Source organism: Streptomyces sp. NPDC001903 (assembly GCF_042891345.1).
Taxonomy (GTDB): Bacteria; Actinomycetota; Actinomycetes; order Streptomycetales; family Streptomycetaceae; genus Streptomyces.
Genome location: NZ_JBIASZ010000003.1, coordinates 609,601 through 626,239, shown reverse-complemented (window position 1 = coordinate 626,239; position 16,639 = coordinate 609,601). Strand labels below are relative to the sequence as shown.

At 74.2% G+C, this 16,639-nt stretch carries 17 protein-coding genes and 1 pseudogene; 10 read left to right on the top strand and 8 right to left on the bottom strand.

The genetic code is table 11. From position 1 onward, the window contains the following. Window positions 1-100: 100 nt before the first annotated feature. Both ACFYZS_RS09580 and ACFYZS_RS09575 read right to left on the bottom strand, forming a co-directional pair. Complete coding sequence (locus tag ACFYZS_RS09580; RefSeq protein WP_389008862.1) at window positions 101-613, bottom strand: GNAT family N-acetyltransferase; 513 nt, start codon at window positions 611-613, stop codon at window positions 101-103. A gap of 414 nt (window positions 614-1,027) precedes the next feature. Continuing rightward, a complete protein-coding gene (locus ACFYZS_RS09575; protein WP_389008774.1) occupies window positions 1,028-1,477 on the bottom strand; it encodes a hypothetical protein in 450 nt (149 codons plus the stop codon). A 99-nt stretch (window positions 1,478-1,576) separates the two neighbouring features. On the opposite strand from ACFYZS_RS09575, the gene ACFYZS_RS09570 reads away from it, so the two are divergent. Further along, the gene (locus tag ACFYZS_RS09570; RefSeq protein ID WP_389008771.1) at window positions 1,577-1,867 is read left to right on the top strand and encodes a hypothetical protein; all 291 of its coding nucleotides are present in this window, start codon (window positions 1,577-1,579) and stop codon (window positions 1,865-1,867) included. 72 nt (window positions 1,868-1,939) lie between these two features. Here ACFYZS_RS09570 and ACFYZS_RS09565 read toward each other — a convergent pair. Continuing rightward, a pseudogene (locus ACFYZS_RS09565) lies at window positions 1,940-2,778 on the bottom strand (MerR family transcriptional regulator). A gap of 62 nt (window positions 2,779-2,840) precedes the next feature. Further along, window positions 2,841-3,287, bottom strand: coding sequence for a hypothetical protein (locus ACFYZS_RS09560; protein ID WP_389008768.1), 447 nt, complete (start codon window positions 3,285-3,287; stop codon window positions 2,841-2,843). Window positions 3,288-3,759: 472 nt separating this feature from the next. Here ACFYZS_RS09560 and ACFYZS_RS09555 point away from each other — a divergent pair, with 472 nt between their 5' ends. Further along, the gene (locus tag ACFYZS_RS09555) at window positions 3,760-4,521 is read left to right on the top strand and encodes a peptidoglycan-binding protein (protein WP_389008765.1); all 762 of its coding nucleotides are present in this window, start codon (window positions 3,760-3,762) and stop codon (window positions 4,519-4,521) included. 25 nt (window positions 4,522-4,546) lie between these two features. Here the strand turns inward: ACFYZS_RS09555 and ACFYZS_RS09550 are convergent, their stop codons facing one another. Next, window positions 4,547-5,290 (bottom strand): SDR family NAD(P)-dependent oxidoreductase, encoded by a 744-nt coding sequence (locus tag ACFYZS_RS09550; protein WP_389008762.1) that lies wholly within the window; start codon window positions 5,288-5,290, stop codon window positions 4,547-4,549. A 200-nt stretch (window positions 5,291-5,490) separates the two neighbouring features. On the opposite strand from ACFYZS_RS09550, the gene ACFYZS_RS09545 reads away from it, so the two are divergent. Then, window positions 5,491-6,567 (top strand): RNA ligase (ATP), encoded by a 1,077-nt coding sequence (locus ACFYZS_RS09545; protein ID WP_389008759.1) that lies wholly within the window; start codon window positions 5,491-5,493, stop codon window positions 6,565-6,567. Between the two features lie 111 nt (window positions 6,568-6,678). After that, complete coding sequence (locus ACFYZS_RS09540) at window positions 6,679-7,194, top strand: HD domain-containing protein (protein WP_389008757.1); 516 nt, start codon at window positions 6,679-6,681, stop codon at window positions 7,192-7,194. Between the two features lie 13 nt (window positions 7,195-7,207). On the opposite strand, the gene ACFYZS_RS09535 is transcribed toward ACFYZS_RS09540, so the two are convergent. Together ACFYZS_RS09535 and ACFYZS_RS09530 are read right to left on the bottom strand one after the other, a co-directional pair. Beyond that, on the bottom strand, window positions 7,208-7,627 hold the full coding sequence (locus ACFYZS_RS09535) for a hypothetical protein (protein WP_389008754.1): 420 nt from the start codon (window positions 7,625-7,627) through the stop codon (window positions 7,208-7,210). Then, window positions 7,620-8,357, bottom strand: coding sequence for an SDR family oxidoreductase (locus ACFYZS_RS09530; protein WP_389008752.1), 738 nt, complete (start codon window positions 8,355-8,357; stop codon window positions 7,620-7,622). Before ACFYZS_RS09530 ends, ACFYZS_RS09535 begins: the two co-directional genes overlap by 8 nt. A gap of 115 nt (window positions 8,358-8,472) precedes the next feature. Between ACFYZS_RS09530 and ACFYZS_RS09525 the strand changes: the two genes are divergently transcribed. Next, a complete protein-coding gene (locus ACFYZS_RS09525; RefSeq protein ID WP_389008750.1) occupies window positions 8,473-9,348 on the top strand; it encodes a LysR family transcriptional regulator in 876 nt (291 codons plus the stop codon). Window positions 9,349-9,351: 3 nt separating this feature from the next. Here the strand turns inward: ACFYZS_RS09525 and ACFYZS_RS09520 are convergent, their stop codons facing one another. Further along, complete coding sequence (locus ACFYZS_RS09520) at window positions 9,352-10,662, bottom strand: ROK family protein (protein ID WP_389008747.1); 1,311 nt, start codon at window positions 10,660-10,662, stop codon at window positions 9,352-9,354. 243 nt (window positions 10,663-10,905) lie between these two features. Here ACFYZS_RS09520 and ACFYZS_RS09515 point away from each other — a divergent pair, with 243 nt between their 5' ends. The 5 genes from ACFYZS_RS09515 to ACFYZS_RS09495 all read left to right on the top strand — a co-directional run bounded on the left by ACFYZS_RS09515 (window position 10,906) and on the right by ACFYZS_RS09495 (window position 16,515). Next, window positions 10,906-12,225 carry an ABC transporter substrate-binding protein gene (locus ACFYZS_RS09515; protein WP_389008744.1) on the top strand — a complete coding sequence of 440 codons (1,320 nt, stop codon included), beginning with the start codon at window positions 10,906-10,908 and terminating at the stop codon, window positions 12,223-12,225. A gap of 10 nt (window positions 12,226-12,235) precedes the next feature. Continuing rightward, the gene (locus ACFYZS_RS09510) at window positions 12,236-13,183 is read left to right on the top strand and encodes a carbohydrate ABC transporter permease (RefSeq protein WP_389008741.1); all 948 of its coding nucleotides are present in this window, start codon (window positions 12,236-12,238) and stop codon (window positions 13,181-13,183) included. After that, a complete protein-coding gene (locus ACFYZS_RS09505) occupies window positions 13,176-14,048 on the top strand; it encodes a carbohydrate ABC transporter permease (RefSeq protein WP_389008738.1) in 873 nt (290 codons plus the stop codon). Before ACFYZS_RS09510 ends, ACFYZS_RS09505 begins: the two co-directional genes overlap by 8 nt. A gap of 22 nt (window positions 14,049-14,070) precedes the next feature. Further along, entirely contained in the window at window positions 14,071-15,456 is a 1,386-nt protein-coding gene (locus tag ACFYZS_RS09500; RefSeq protein ID WP_389008736.1) for a GH1 family beta-glucosidase, read from the top strand. A gap of 141 nt (window positions 15,457-15,597) precedes the next feature. Continuing rightward, window positions 15,598-16,515, top strand: a complete 918-nt coding sequence (locus ACFYZS_RS09495) for an NADP-dependent oxidoreductase (RefSeq protein ID WP_389008859.1) — start codon at window positions 15,598-15,600, stop codon at window positions 16,513-16,515. Window positions 16,516-16,639 lie beyond the last annotated feature (124 nt).

Below are 16,639 nucleotides of genomic sequence, written 5' to 3'. Positions count from 1 at the left end.
CGGGCGGAAGCCCGTGTACTGGACGTACTCGGGATTTCGTCCGGTGCGCCGAGAGCGCGTGCCGGGCGCCGCGGGGCAGGCGGGACTTTGCGGACACCCCCTAGGCCGTCGGGCGGTGCTCCCAGCGGATCTCGCCGTCCTCGCGGTGCGGGGTCGGTGCGAAGCCGCAGGCCGCGGCGACCGCTGCCGAGGCGTGGTGGTCCGGGTGGACGTGCGCGACCAGCAGTCCGACGGGGAGATCCGCCAGCCATGCCGTGACGGCCCGGGCCGCCTCGGTGGCGAAGCCCCGGCCCTGCCAGGGGGTTCCGGTCACCCAGGCCAGCTCGGCCGTGTCCCGCGCGGGGGTGACGGTGGCCTGTACCGTCCCCACCAGCCGGCCCTCCCCGCGCAGCCGCAGCACCCAGTTGCACCACACGACGGCGGGGTCGGGGGATCCGGCCGCCAGCCGGGCGTACCGCTCGCGCAGCGCACCGGCCGACAGCGGGGCACCGCCGATGAACGTGTGCAGTACGGGATCGCCCAGTACGGAGGCCATCTCCGCGGCGTGCTCCACGCGCAGGGGGAGGAGTTGCAGCCGGCCGGTGGTGAGCGGACCGGCGGTCACCGCGGGCAGCGCCGGCCTTCGGCTGCGGACCTTGGCCGCCGCGCCCGCACGGGGTGCGCCGTCCACGGCGAGGCAGATCCCGAGGACGCGGTCACGGCCGGTCCAGCCGTTGATCCGGCCCCGGTTGTCGGCGATCTGCACGCGGCGGCGCGGGGCGTCCACCGCCGAGACCAGGTGCAGGTACACCGTGCCGGAGACCCGGGCCAGGACGATGTCGCCGGGCGCGACGAGCGCCGGGTCGACCGGGGCGACAAGGACCCGCTGCCTGCTGTGGATCAGCGGCACCATCGAGTCGCCGGTCGGCCGGAACTCCACGGTCTCGCCCCGGCCGATGCGGTCCGCCACTGCGTCGAGCATGCCCATCGGGCGAGTCTGCCCGGCGCGGCGGGAATCCGGAAACCGCATTTCCTTCCCGGATCCCGGTCAGCGCGGCGGCTCCACCTCCAGGAACCGGCGTCGGCGCGGGCCCCGGTAGAGCAGGCAGCCCCAGCCGAGGGGTTCGAGCGCGGCGGCGCAGGCCGTCAGCCGCTCCTGCTCCGCCTCGGCCGCGCCCCCACCCGGCGGCCCCAGCCAGGCCACCTCCACCGTTCCGCTCGCGGACGGCTCGGGAGCCACCCGGTACCCCGTCCGCGTACGACGGCCTTCCGCGTCCACCGCCGAAGGAGGGATGCCCGCGGCCTCGAGTACGAGGGCCACCGCGCGCGGCATCCGCCGCAGCTCCCAGGGGGCGGGAACCGCCGTCCCCGCCCGGCCGTTCACGAGGCGGCGGATCTGCAGCAGGCCCTCGTACGCCGTGCGGACCTCGGCCTCCCGCGCCGCCGTGGCGGGCCGCTCCGGCCCGTCGCCGGTCGCGGGCTCGAAGGACGCGTCCACGGCCCACCACCCTCCCTCGTGCGGTCTGAGTACCTCACACCCAACGACCTGAGTATCCGCCCCGATTCCCGGCGGCACCGCCGCTGGTCGAATGGGGGCATGACCACCGACGCCGCCGCCCGCCCGCGCCGCATGCAGCACGTGACCACCGCTGGCTCCGCCCTGGCCGTGGCCCTGGTCCCGCTCGTGGTCGGGGTCCTGGTGGCCAAGGGCATCGCCGCCGACCCGCACGCCCCGGTCAACGCCCTCATCACGGGCGGCGGCCAGCGGGCGGGCCTCCCGCGAGCCGAATGGCGCCGCCGCGGCCACGCCACGATGCGCCGCCTGCGCACCGCCCGCCGCCGCGCCGGCGCCTCCGCCCTCACCTGCCTGCGCCGTCCCGCCGGCTGATGTGCCGGCAGGACGGCGGTGGGCTGCACGGTCAGCGGCGTCAGCCCGCAGGGTGACGCCTCCCTCGCCGCGTCAGATGCCCGGTGCGAGGGGTTCCTGGAGTTCCGTGACCCACTGGGTGCGGTCCTCCGGGCAGGCCAGGGTCAGCTCGCGGGCGTAGCCCGCCGAGGGTGGCCGTTCGCGTCGATCCAGTGCGCGAGCGCCTGGGCGGTGGGCAGGATGCCGTCCATCGAGCCCCGGTGCACCACGGTCGCCGCCCGCTCGACCGCGGGCAGCTCGACCACCCGTACCGCGCCTCCGAGGGCCTCGGCGCGCACCGAGGCCCCCACCGGCAGTCCGGCATGGACGAGGACGGCGCCGGCCTCCGCGCCCGGTGCGTCCTCGTAGTACGCGATCCCCGGGCCGGTCGGGACCACCCCGGCGGCTTCGATCCGGTTGCAGAGCTCGTCGTAGAGCGGGCCGATGACCGGCCCGATGTCCTGCGGCTCGTAGCTGCCCGCCACCCCGGTCAGCTCGACGAGCCGGACGGGCGGGAGGCTTTTGACGACGATGTCGACGGTGGACATGGATCCCTCGCTCTCGATGGTCCGGAGCCTCGTCTCGACCTGGGTCAGCCGGGCCGCCGCGGCGGCCATGGCCGACTCCAGCTCCGCCCTGCGCAGCCGCAGCATGCCGCGCAACTCCTGCGCGCCCAGCCGCTCGTCGAGGATCGACCCCACCTGGTCCAGGCTGAAGCCGAGCTCCTTGAGCGCGATGACACGGTTGAGGCGGGCGAGTTGCCCGGCCTCGTAGTGGCGGTAGCCGGTGGCGGGGTCGACACGTGCCGGGTGCAGCAGTCCGATGGCGTCGTAGTGGCGCAGCATGCGGACCGATACCCGGCCGTGCTTGGCGAAGTCTCCGATGGTGAACATGACGTCCTCCAGTGCAGGCCCTGACACGGGGGGAGGGTCAAGTCCTGAGCGATGTCTGCCGGTCAGCGGCCATATTGCCGGATGCAGAGATCCACGATGGAGGGCGGTACGGCCCCCTCGGCGGCCGCGCACAGCTCGTCGGGACGGGGCAGCCGGGGCGGGGCCGGCTGCCGCGGTGTGTGCGGCGGCGCGGGCTTGGGCGGACGCGCCCGCCGGGGCGCCGCCGGCGGTTTCCCGCCGCGTACGGCGGGCGGCCGCTCCGGGGCGGCCCGGACCGGCGGCGGGGCCGGCGGCTCGGGGAGCCGCCCGAGCGGCAGGGGCAGGGATTCCGGGGGAGCCGGCGGCAGGTCGGGGGCGGGCGACTCCTCGGCCGTGTCCCGCGCGTCCTCGGCGGCCGAGGAACCGCGCGCCGGAGCCGGAGCCGGAACGGCCTCCGGGCCCACGCAGACGCAGCCGGTGCTCGCGAGCAGCGCGACGAGGGACAGGGGCAGGGCCCGGCGTAACTGCATCCGACCACCATGCCGCACCGCGGGCCGCTCGCAGGCCCGCGCTCACGCGTCCGGGTGACGCTGCGGCGGAGTCGGCCGCAGCCGGCACCGCGCCCGGCATCGGAGCCGCCCGCGGCCGCCGCGCCGGCAGGGCCCCTCATCGTCACGGTACGGATGCCGAGGGCTACCGGGACCGAGAAGCGGAACGGACGGATGGGGCAGTTCGGACACCTGGCTTGACCGGGGCCATCGCGGGAGGAAAGAGTGCGCCGATCAAGCACTCAAGAACCACCGCATGAGCTGCACTTCGGAGATATCTCATATGTTCGTACCGGTCCGCGATTCGCTTGACCCCATGACAACCCGAGGCGCCCTTCAGCCGGGCGCCGCCACGGGCACGGTCCTGGTCGCGCGGCGGCGCAGGGCCTGACCGGCGGGGTGGGGGCCGACACCGCACCGCCGCGCCGGCCCCCACCCCCGCCGGGAGACAACCGTGTCCCACCACTTCGACGAGAGCGCGGACGCGCCCGACGACCGCCTGCTCGTGCGTCCCTACGTGGCCCCCTCCGGGCGGCCGTCCCGCTCGACGACGCCCGCCTGGCCCCACACCGGGCCCGTCCCGGTGTCCTTCCGCGCGCCCGAAACGCGGGGCGATGCCGACCCCGGCCCCGGCCCCGAGTCCGCCTCCGGGGCGCGGCCGACCGCCGCCACCGCCACGGAGCGCGGGAGCCGGGCCCCGCTGCCGGCCCTGGCGCTGCTCGCCCTCGCCGCGGCCGGCGCGCTGGTGTTCCTGCTCGGCGGGCCCGACCCGGAGCCCCGACGGGCGGTGAAGCCGCCGGAGTTGTCCCTTCCGGTGCTGCCGGCGCGCAGCCCCGGTGCCGGGTCCGGAGCCGAGCCCTCGCCGGCAGGGTCCGTACGGGCCTCCGCGCCCTCGGCGGCCTCCTCCCCGTCGGGACCGGCACCGGGATCGACGGGGCCGTCCGCGGGCCAGACCCCCAAGTCGGCGCCGCCGAGCGGACCGTCCGGGGCGGCGTCCCCGGGGGGTTCCGGGACGCTGAGGATGGGCGACCGAGGGCCAGAGGTGCGCGCCCTGCAGGAGCGGCTCTACGGCCAGGGGTTCACGTACGTCTCGGTCACCGGCGAGTACGACAGCCAGACCAAGCGCGGGGTCGCCCAGCTCCAGCGCGACCGGGACATCAAGGGCGACCAGCCCGGGGTCTACGGCCCGGCCACGCGGGCGGCGTTCGGAGGCTGACCCCTCGGGCGACGCAGGCCCCGCGTCAGCGCCCGCCCGAGACCCGCAGGACGGCGCCCGTCGTGTACGAGGCGTCCGGGGAGAGCAGCCACGCCACGGCCCCGGCGACCTCCTCCGGCTGCCCGGCCCGTCCGAGCGGGATCCCGGCCGCCGCCCGGGCCGGCCGCCCCGGGTCGCCCATCGCGGCGTGCATGTCGGTCTCGATGATGCCGGGCGCCACCGCGTTGACCCGGATCCCGTCCGGGCCGAGCTCCTTGGCCAGCCCGACCGTCAGGGCGTCGGTGGCGGCCTTGGTCGCCGCGTAGTGGACGTAGTCGCCGGGACTGCCGAGCGTGGCGGCGGCCGAGGACACGTTCACGATGGCCCCGCCGCCCGTCCCCGCCATGTCCCGGGCGGCGCGGCGGCAGCACAGCAGGTACCCGAGCAGGTTGACCTCGACCACGCGCCGCAGGTCCTCGGTCGCGGTGTCCGCGAGCCGGCCGAGCGGGCCGGTCACCCCGGCGTTGTTCACCAGCCCGGTCACCGCGCCGAACTCGGCCCCGGCGATGTCGAAGAGCCGCTCCACCCCGCACTCGTCGGAGGTGTCCCCGCTGACGGTCAGACAGCGTGCGCCGGCCGCCCGTACGCGCTGCGCGACCGCCTCGGCGGCCGCTTCGTCGCGGAGGTAGCCGAGCACCACGTCATGGCCGTCCGCGGCCAGGCGCAGGCAGGTCGCGGCGCCGATGCCCCTGCTGCCTCCGGTGACGACGGTGACCGGACGACGTGGCACGGGGACCTCCAGGGCGGGGTAGCGGGGCGGCGGGGGCGGGGGCGGGGGCGCGTCAGGCTAACACCGGGATTTCGGCTGGACCAGCGGAAATGCCGGGCCGCACAGTGGACCCGGGTCACGGCATCCGTCCACCCGTTCTCCATCCGTCCACCCGTTCCTCCGTCCGTCCATCCGTCAATCCCGTCCGAGGAGTTGCGCACATGTCGACCTTGCGGGTCACCGTCGAACAGCTGACCGTCCACGAGCATCCGAACGCCGACGCGCTGGAACTGGCGCAGGTGGGCCTCTACCGTGCAGTCGTCGCCAAGGGCGCCTACCGCACCGGTGAGTTCGCGCTCTACATCCCCGAACAGGCCGTGCTGCCCGCCGACCTGATCGCGGAGCTCGGCCTGACCGGCCGCCTCGCCGGAGGCTCCGCCGACCGGGTCAAGGCGGTCCGGCTGCGCGGCGAGCTGTCGCAGGGGCTGGTGTGCCGGCCGCGCGCGCTGGCCGATGTGGACCTGGCGCGGGCGGCCGAGGAGGGCACGGACTTCGCCGAGCTGCTCGGCATCACCAAGTGGGCGCCGCCGATCCCGACGACGATGAGCGGCGAGGTGGAGGCGGCGCCCGAGCTGCTGCCGTGGGTGGACATCGAGAACCTCCAGCGCTACCCGGACCTCTTCGAGCCCGGCGAGCCGGTCGTCCTCACCGAGAAACTGCACGGCACGGCCTGCCTGTTGACGTACCTCGCCGACGAGGGCCGGGTGCTGGTCTCCTCCAAGGGCTTCGGCTCGAAGGGGCTGGCCCTGCGGGAGGACGAGCGCAACCTGTACTGGCGGGCCGTACGCGGCCACGGCGTGCCGGAGGTCGCCGCGAAGCTGGCCGAGCGGCTGGGCGCCACCCGGATCGGCGTGTTCGGCGAGGTGTACGGCGCGGGCGTCCAGGACCTGGCGTACGGAACGGACGCGCGTACGGCCGCCACCGGGCCGGGATACGCCGTCTTCGACGTATCGGCGGAGATCGACGGACAGGTGCGGTGGCTGGATCCGCAGGAGTTGCTGCAAGGCGGTGAACTGCCCCTCGTGCCGCGGCTGTTCGAGGGGCCGTACGCACTCGACACGGTGCTGGAGCTGGCGAGCGGCCGGGAGACGGTGTCCGGCCGCTCCACGCACCTGCGCGAGGGCGTGGTGATCCGCCCGGCAACGGAGCGCCACAGCCCGGTCGTCGGGGGTCGCGCCATAGCCAAGGCCGTCAGCCCGGCCTACCTCACCCGCAAGGGAGGCACGGAGTACGAGTGACCCCGCCACGCGCCGGGGCCGCGGGTAGCCTGGCGCGATGGCCGACCCCGCTGCCCTGATCCGGGCCCTCGACGCCCCCATGGACCCTCCGCTGCGCGCGTTGCCCCCGGGGTGGGCGAGTTGCTGCGCGAGCTGGCGGCCCCGCCCCGGCTGGCGGCGCACCTGCGGCTCGTCCACGACGTGGCCGGCCGAATCGCCGACTGGCTGGCCTCGTACTGCCCCGGCCTTCCCTTCGCCCGCGAGGCCGTGCTCTTCGGCGCGGCCACGCATGACGTGGGGAAGGCCGTCCACACCGCCGAGCTCGGCGGGCCCGGCTCCGCGCACGAGGCCGCCGGAAGGGAGCTGCTCCTCGCGCACGGCTTCAGCGAGGAGCAGGCCCGCTTCGCCGCCACCCATGCCATGTGGGCGGCTCCCGGCGTGAGCGTCGAGGAGCTGCTGGTGAGCACCGCAGACAAGGTGTGGAAGGGCAAGCGCGTACCCGAACTGGAGGACCTCCTGGTCGGCCGGATCGCGGAGGCCGCGGGCGCCGAGCCGTGGGCCGTCTTCCTCGACCTGGACGCGCTGCTCGACCGGATCGCCGAGGGCGCCGATCGGCGCCTGGCCTTTCAGGCCGCCTTTCCGGTCTGACCGGGCCCGCCGTTCACGCCGGGAGGCTTGTGGCGGGGGTGAGGGGAAGGGGGGCGTTGGGGCCGTTCGTGAACTCGACCGTCGTGAAGACGAGCGGGCGCGGGCCGATGTTCTCCAGGTCGTGCAGGAGGAACTCGCCCGGGCCGAAGGTGAGATGGCGGGTCTCGCCCTGTTCGTACGTGACCTCGCGGGTGGCGCCGTCGGCGGTGTGCTGGCGGCCGCGGCCGGCCGTCACCGCCGTCCAGAAGTAGTCGAGCACGTGCCGGTGCGCCGGCACCCGTTCGCCCGGTGCGAGCCGGATCTCCCAGACCCGGACCCGGTCCGTCTCGCTGAGCAGCCGCTGCCCGACGTGGCCGTTGAACGCGCAGGCCTCGAACTCCGCCCGCAGCGCGGGCGACCAGCCCTCGAAGCCGGACGCGGTGGTCTCAGACAAGGCGCGCGCCTCCGTCCACGTGCAGCACGGTGCCGGTCACGAACGGGTTGGCGATCGCGTACAGCACCGACCGCACCACGTCCTGCGGGGTGCCGGTCCTCCTGGCCGGGTTGCGGTCCGCGATCCCGCGCAGGAACGCCTCCTTGTCCCCGCCGAGCCGGTCCCACGCCCCGGAGTCGACGATGCCGGGGGAGACGGCGTTGACCCGCAGCGGTGCCAGCTCGACGGCCAGCGCCTCCACCAGGAAGGACAGGGCTCCGTTGGTGGTGGCCATGACCACCCGCTCCGGGGCGGGCCGCCAGGCCGCGACGCCGGAGAAGAAGGTGAACGACCCGCCCTCGCTCATCCGCCCGGCCAAGTGCTTGGCGAGCAGCAGCGGCCCGAACACCTTGGCCGCGAACGCCCGCTGGACGTCGGCGAGCACGAGCCCGGACACGGGCCCGTTGGCCGGGGCGGCGGCCGTCGAGACGACGTGGTCGACGCGGCCCGCGGTTTCGGCGAGCGCGGCGATCGAGCCCTCGTCGGTGAGGTCGGTCGGTCGGATGAGGGCCGTTCCGGGCAGGGCGGCCGCCGTCGCCGCCAGCCGGTCCGCGTCGGGCCCGGCGAGGACGAGCTCGGCACCGGCCTCCGACGCCGTACGGGCCAGGGCGCGCCCGATGTTCGAGCCGGCGCCGACGACGACGATCCGCTTGCCGTCGAGGGAGTCCTGGAAGAGGGCAGCAGTGGTCATGGGATGTCCTGGGGTCGAAGTTCCGAGGTCCTGCCTCGTGTACGTCCACGACTCTCCATCCGACGGAGCCCATACGTCCAAGACATCGTTTCTACCACTGCCATAAGATTTGCTCATGACCACCCTGCGGCAGCTCGAGTACCTCGTCACCATCGTCGACACGGGCTCCTTCACCCGGGCCGCCGAGCAGCTGCACGTCTCCCAGCCCGCTCTGTCCCACCAGGTCCGCGCGCTGGAGCGGGATGCCGGCGGGCCGCTGCTGGAGCGGCTGCCGCGGGCGGTCCGGCTGACGCCGATGGGTCGCGCGATGCTCCCGCACGCCCGCGCGGCGCTCGCCGACGCCGAACGGGCCCGTACCGCCGCCCGCCGCGCCGTCGGTCTGGACGGCGGCGAGATCCAGGTCGCGGCCGTCTACTCGATCACCCTCGGGATCCTGCTCCCGGTGCTGCGCACCTGGCACGAGCGGCATCCGCAGGTGCGCGTCCGGCTCATGGAGTTCCCGCACGCCGACGCGCTGCTCGCCGCGATGGCCGCGGGCCGCGCCGACCTCGCCGTCGGTCCGCTGCCCCGCGCATGGGACGGCCCCGTAAGGGAGTTGGGGGAGGAGGAGTTCGTCCTGGCCGTCCCCGCCGACGATCCGGCGCCGGACCGGGTGCCCCTCGCGGACCTGGCGGACCGCTCATGGGTGCACTACGCCCCCGGCAACGGCCTGGCCGAGGTGGTGGACCAGGCGTGTGCGGCGGCCGGCTTCCGGCCGCGCGCCGCCGTACGGACCGAACAGACCGCCGCGGCGCCGCTGTTGGCCGCCACCGGACTCGGCCCGGCCCTGGTACCCGAGAGCGTCGTGCCGTCCGGCTTCGCGGGCCGGGTGCTGCGTCCCGAGCCGCCGGTGCGCCGGATGCTGGCCGGCTACACGCGCCCGCACCCCGACCCGCTCACCACGGCCTTCCTGGACACCCTCGCCCGGCACGCGGCGGCCGGCGGCGCCTGAGGCTCAGCCCCGCCGGGCCGGCGATCCGGCGCGCACGTCGAGGGAGGTCCGCCAGCCCGGGGGTTCGGGCTGCGCCGGCCGGGGTGCGGGGCGGCCGCCGGTGGCGAAGAACGCCGACAGCGGGAGCGTGGCCGCACCGACCGTGACCGCGTCCGGGCCCAGGGAGCCCAGGTCGATGGTGACGCGGTCGGCGGGATGGCGCAGGGAGTACCGGGCCGCGTGCTCCCGTACGGCGGGCAGGATGTGCGGCCCCAGCAGCAGGCCGGCCCAGCCCCCGATCAGGATGCGCTCCGGCCGGAACAGGTTGATCACGTCCGACAGGCCCGCGCCGAGGTACTCCGCGGTCTCCTCCAGGACCTCCAGGGCCACCGGATCCGCCGCGACCGCCGCCGCCAGCAGCGCCGACAGGGCCTCCTCCTCGTCCGCCGCCTCCGCGGGGCCGCCGCCGCGCTCCGCCCAGCGGGCCAGCAGGGACTCCGCCCCCGTGTACGCCTCCAGGCAGCCCAGCGCCCCGCACCGGCAGCGCCGTCCCCGCACCGAGACCGTCAGGTGCCCCCACTCCAGCGGGGTGCCCTCCGTCGTGCCCCCGTCGGGCGAGCCGTCCGTGATCAGGCTCGCGCCCACGCCCGAGCCGAACAGGACGACGACGGCCTCGCGGGCGCCGCGCCCCGCCCCGAACCACATCTCGGCCTGGCCGAGGGTGCGCGCGCCGTTGTCGATGATGTACGGGACCTCCGGCGGCACGGCTCCCGTCGCGCGCAGCAGCGCCTCCAGCGGGACCGCGTCCCAGCCGATGGTCTGGCCGTGGACGACGGTTCCGCCCGGCGCCCCGCGGTCCACTATGCCGGGTACGCCGACGCCCACGCCCAGCAGCCGGTCGGTGCCGACCCCGGCCTGCGCGAGGACGGTGGTGATCCCGGTCCGGACGTGGTCCACGATCGGGCCGACGTCGTAGCAGCCGCGGGGCTGCAAGGGCAGCTCGGTGCGGGCGAGTTCGGTCAGGGCCAGGTCGAACAGCTCGACGCGGACCCGGGTTTCGCCGACGTCGACCCCGATCATGTGGGCGCTGCCGGGGGCCACGCGCAGCAGGGTGCGCGGCCGGCCGCCGTCCGAGTCGACGACACCGGCCTCCTCCAGCAGTCCGTCCGCGACGAGTTCACCGACCACGTTGCTGACGGAGCCGGAGCTCAGCCCGGTGGCGGGCCCGAGTTCCTGCCGGCTCATCGGCCCGCCGAAGTACAGCCGCTGGAGCACGGCGCTGCGGTTGCCGCGCCGCAGGTCCCGCACCGTACGGCCGCCACGCCCTGTGGTCATCTGGCTCCTTCCGTCCTGCCGTCCGCCCTGTCGTCGCTCGCAACATACCCCTGCGGGACCCCTTGACGCGACCCTTTCACGAGGCTTAACTCACGTCCTGAATTAAGGCCTTGGGGCGATGGTTCCGACGCGACCGGCGCCGCCGGGGCATCACCGTCGAAGCGTCACCGCCGAAGCATCGCCGCCCGGGCCGAGAACACCCGCCGGCCTTCCCCCGACCCTGCCGAAAGGGGCCGATCCGCCATGCGCAGAACCCGAGCCGCCGCTGCCGCCGTCACCGCCTCCCTGCTCGCCGCCACCGCCACCGCCTGCGGAGGCGGCGCCGCGGACACCGGCGGCGGCTCCAACACCGCTCCCAAGGAGCTCACGTACTGGGCCTCCAACCAGGGCCCCGACCTCGCGGCGGACCAGGCGGCCCTCGCCCCGGAACTGAAGAAGTTCGAGGAGCGGACCGGAATCAAGGTCAAGCTCGAAGTCGTCCCCTGGTCGGACCTGCTCAACCGGATCCTCGCCGCCACCGCCTCCGGCCAGGGCCCCGACGTCCTCAACATCGGCAACACCTGGTCCTCCTCCCTCCAGGCCACCGGCGCCCTGCTCCCGTGGAACGCCCGGAACTTCGCGGCGATCGGCGGCAAGGACCGCTTCGTGGAATCGGCCGTCGGCTCGGCGGGCGCCCCCGGCCAGGACCCGGCCGCCGTCCCCCTGTACTCCATGGCGTACGCGCTCTACTACAACAAGAAGATGTTCCAGGAGGCGGGCATAGCGAAGCCCCCGGCCACGTGGGACGAGATGGTCACCACCGGCCGGCTGCTGTCCAAGGACGGCAAGTGGGCCCTCGGCGCCGAGGGCGGCAACCTCTCCAACAACATCCATCAGGCCTTCGTCCTCGCCAAGCAGCACGGAGCGGACTTCTTCGACGCGGCCGGAAAGCCCTCCTTCGACTCCCCGGGCGCCGTCGACGCCGTCAAGCAGTACGTCGACCTGATGGCCAAGGACAAGATCATCGCGCCGGGCAACGCCGAGTACGCCCAGAACCAGTCGCTCCAGGACTTCGCCAACGGCAAGACCGCCATGGTCCTGTGGCAGAGCGCCGCCTCCTCCTTCAAGAGCCACGGCATGAAGGAGGGCGACTGGGGAGTGGCCCCGGTCCCGGTGCCCGCCGGCGGCACACCCGGCTCCGACCGGGGCACCAACTCCATGGTCGCCGGCATCAACCTCGCCGTCTTCAAGAACACCGACAACATCGACGGCTCCCTGAAGTTCGTGCAGTTCATGACCAGCGACGAGGAACAGAGGATCCTCAACAAGACCTACGGCTCCATCCCGCCCGTCAAGGCCGCCCAGAGCGACCCCGCCTTCGCCACCGACGACCTCAGCGTGCTCCGCACCACCCTGGGCACCAGCGCCGCCCCCCTCCCGCAAGTACCGCAGGAGTCCCAGTTCGAGACCGCCGTCGGCACCGCCGTCAAGGAGCTCTTCGCCGACGCCGCGGCGGGCCGCCCGGTCACCACCGAGTCGGTGAAGGCCAAACTCGCCAAGGCCCAGCAGCAGATGGCGAGCTGAGTCCGGCCCGATGAGCACCAAGAGCCTCACGAGCCCCAAGCTCCCCCGCCTGCGCCGCAGTTCCCTCCCCTACCTCCTGCTCCTGCCCGCCCTGCTCCTCGAACTGCTCATCCACCTCCTCCCGATGGTGATGGGCATCCTGATGAGCTTCCGGGGGCTGACCCAGTTCTTCATCCGCGACTGGTCCCGCGCCCCCTGGACGGGCTGGGCCAACTACGAGCTCGTCCTCGACGTCGACCGGCCCGTCGGCGAAGCCCTCCTGCGCTCCTTCCTCACCACCTGCCTCTTCACCCTGCTCTCCGTCGGCCTGTGCTGGCTGCTGGGCACCGCGGCGGCGGTGTTCATGCAGGAGCACTTCCGCGGCCGAGGCCTCCTGCGCGCCCTGTTCCTGGTCCCGTACGCCCTGCCCGTGTACGCGGCCGTCATCACCTGGGCGTTCATGTTCCAGCGGGACAACGGCCTGGTGAACCACGTCCTCCACGACCAACTGGGCCTGGGCGGCGCCGAGCACACCTTCTGGCTGCTGGGCGACAACAGCTTCTGGGCCCTGCTGACCGTCTCCGTCTGGAAGGGCTGGCCGTTCGCCTTCCTCATCGTGACCGCCGCCCTCCAGAACATCCCCGGCGAGCTGTACGAAGCCGCCGCGCTGGACGGCGCCGGCATCTGGCAGCAGATCCGCCGGATCACCCTGCCCTCGGTCGGCGCGGTCAACCAGGTGCTGGTCCTGGTGCTGTTCCTGTGGACCTTCAACGACTTCAACACGCCGTTCGTGCTGTTCGGCAAATCGGCCCCCGAGGCCGCCGACCTGATCTCCCTCCACATCTACCAGTCCAGCTTCGTCACCTGGAACTTCGGCACCGGGTCGGCCATGTCCGTCCTGCTGCTGCTCTTCCTGCTGCTGGTGACCGCCGGATACCTGCTCGTCACGACCCGCGGAAGGAGGAACGGACATGGCTGACCACCGCGGCCGCCCCTCGTCGCCGCTGTCCCCGCCCCTCGCCTTCCGGGTGATCCGCGCGGTCTTCCTCACCCTGCTCTCCGGATTCGTGCTGCTGCCCGTCTACGTCATGGTCACCAGCTCCCTCAAGCCGCTCCAGGACGTCTCGGGCCGCTTCCGCTGGATCCCCCGCGGTCTCACCGTCCGCCCCTACGCCGACATCTGGCACACCGTCCCGCTCGCCCGGTACTTCGTGAACTCCCTGATCGTGGCGGGCGCGGCCACCGCCGCCTCCGTCGTCATCGCCGTCTTCGCGGCCTACGCGGTCAGCCGCCACCGCTTCCGCGGCAAGCGCCTGTTCACCGTCACCGTGCTCTCCACCCAGATGTTCCCCGGCATCCTCTTCCTCCTCCCGCTGTTCCTGATCTTCGTGAACATCGGCAACGCCACCGGGATCGCCCTCTACGGCTCCCGCGGCGCGCTGATCCTCACGTACCTGACCTTCTCCCTCCCCTTCTCCATCTGGATGCTCATCGGGTACTTCGACTCGGTGCCCCGCGACCTCGACGAGGCGGCCACCGTCGACGGCTGCGGGCCGCTCGGCGCGCTGCTGCGGGTCGTGGTCCCGGCGGCCGTCCCGGGCATCGTCGCCGTCGCCGTGTACGCCTTCATGACGGCCTGGGGCGAGGTGCTCTTCGCCTCCGTCATGACGAACGACACCACCCGCACCCTCGCCGTCGGACTGCAGGGCTACTCCACGCAGACCGACGTCTACTGGAACCAGATCATGGCCGCCTCGCTCGTCGTCAGCATCCCCGTCGTCGCCGGATTCCTGCTGCTCCAGCGGTACTTGGTGGCCGGCCTCACGGCGGGAGCCGTCAAATGACCCCTTCGGCAGGAGCCGTCGAATGACCCTTTCCGAAACCCGCCCCGACACCGCCGCGGAACCCGGCGGCATCGATCTCGCCGCCCTGCCCCCCGAGTTCGCCTGGGGCACCGCGACCTCCGCCTACCAGATCGAGGGCGCCGTCGCCGAGGACGGTCGCGCCTCCTCCATCTGGGACACCTTCTCCCACACCCCCGGCGCCGTCGACGGCGGCCACACCGGCGACACCGCCTGCGACCACTACCACCGCTGGCGCGAGGACATCGCCCTGATGCGGGAGCTCGGCACCAACGCCTACCGGATGTCCATCGCCTGGCCGCGCGTGGTCCCCGGCGGGGACGGCCCGGCCAACGCCAAGGGCCTCGCCTTCTACGACCGGCTCGTCGACGGCCTCCTCGACGCCGGGATCGCCCCCTGCGTCACCCTCTACCACTGGGACCTGCCCCAGGCCCTCCAGGACCGCGGGGGCTGGCCCGAGCGCTCGACCGCCGAGCACTTCGCCGCGTACGCCGGGCTCGTCGCCGACCGCCTCGGCGACCGGGTCACCCAGTGGGCCACCCTGAACGAGCCCCTGTGCTCGGCGTGGATCGGCCACCTGGAGGGCCGGATGGCCCCCGGCTGGACCGACCTGACCGCCGCCGTCCGGGCTTCGTACCACCTGCTCCTCGGCCACGGGCTCGCCACCCAGGCCGTACGCGCCGCCGCCCCCGGCGCGCGCATCGGCATCGTCAACAACCTCTCCACCATCGAGCCCGCCACCGACGGCGAAGCCGACCGGGCGGCGGCCCGGCGCATGGACGGCCACGTCAACCGCTGGTGGCTCGACCCCGTCCACGGCCGAGGCTTCCCCGCCGACATGCGCGAGGTCTACGCCGTGGACCTCCCGGAACGCCCCGGCGACCTGGCCGCCATCGCCGCCCCGCTCGACTGGACCGGCCTGAACTACTACTTCCCGCAGACCGTCACCGCCGACCCGGCAGGCCCCGCCCCGTACGCCCGCCAGATCGACCGGCCCGGCGTCCCGCGCACCGGCATGGACTGGGAGGTGGACGCGGACGGCCTGGAGACCCTGCTCATGCGGCTGACCGAGGAGTACGGGGCCCGGCGCATCCACGTCACCGAGAACGGCTCCTCGTACGCGGACACCGTCGCCGCCGACGGCAGCGTCCACGACCCCGAGCGCGCCCGCTACCTGACCGGGCACCTCGCCGCCTGCGCCCGCGCCGCCCGCCGCGGGGCCCCGCTGGCCGGGTACTACGCCTGGTCCCTCCTGGACAACTTCGAGTGGGCCTACGGCTACGACAAGCGCTTCGGCCTGGTCCGCGTCGACTACGCCACCCAGCGCCGCACGGTCAAGACCAGCGGCCGCCGCTACGCCGAGGTGATCGCCGCGCACCGGGCCCTGTGAGACCACCGGCTCCCGCGCCGCGCCGTGCCCGCCCCGCTTCTCGGGGCGGGCACCGCCTTTCGTGATGGGATGGGAAGGAGCTGCTTCCCCAGCTCACCGCTCAGGGCACACGGAGAGGTCGGGTAGATGTCCCAGGACACCATGCGGGCGATGGCGTACGAGACGTACGGCGGGACGGAGGTGCTGAGCGAGACCGAGTTGCCGATGCCCAAGCTGGCCCCCGGCGAGATCCTCGTCCGGGTCAAGTGCGCCTCGGTCAACCCCGTCGACTGGAAGATCATGGCGGGCGGGCTCGACCCCCTGATGGACGTCATGTACCCGGTCGTCCCCGGCTGGGACGTCGCCGGGACGGTCGAACGGGTCGGCATCGACGTGCCCGAGTTCGCCGCCGGCGACGAGGTCATGGCCTACGCCCGCAAGGACTACGTGCACGGCGGGACCTTCGCGGAGTACGTCAGCGTCCCGGTGCGTGCCGCCGCCCTCAAACCCGCCTCGCTGAGCTGGCAGGAGGCGGCCGGCCTGCCGCTGGCCGGGCTCACCGCCTACCAGCTGCTCACCCGGCTCGCCACCGGCAAGGACGACACCGTCCTCATCCACGGCGCCGCGGGCGGGGTCGGATCCTTCGGCGTGCAGATCGCCCGCGCGCTGGGCGCCCGGGTCATCGGCACCGCCTCCCCGCGCAACCACGACCGGCTGCGCTCCCTCGGCTGCGAGCCCGTCGAGTACGGGGAGGGCCTGGTCGACCGGGTGCGCGCGCTGGCCCCCGACGGGGTCACGGTCGCCGCGGACTTCGTCGGCGGCGTCCTCGACGTCACCCAGGCGGTCCTGGCGGAGGGCGGCCGGCACGCCTCCATCGCCGACCCCACCGTGCTCGGCGCGGGGGGCCAGTGGATGTGGGTGAAGCCCGATGCCGAGGGGCTGGCCGAACTGGGCCGGCTCGCCGACGGCGGGCAGCTCACGGTCACCGTCGCCAAGACGTTCCCGCTGTCGCAGCTCGCGGAGGCCTTCGAGCTCAGCCAGACGGGCCGCACGGCCGGAAAGATCATCATCGAGGTCTGACCCCTCCTCGAACGCGCGGGAGGGGGGGGGGGGGGGGGGGGGGGCCCCCCCCCCCCCGGGGCCCCCCCGGGGGGGGGGGGGGGGGGGGGGGGGGGGGGGGGGGGGGGGGGGGGGGGGGGGGCGT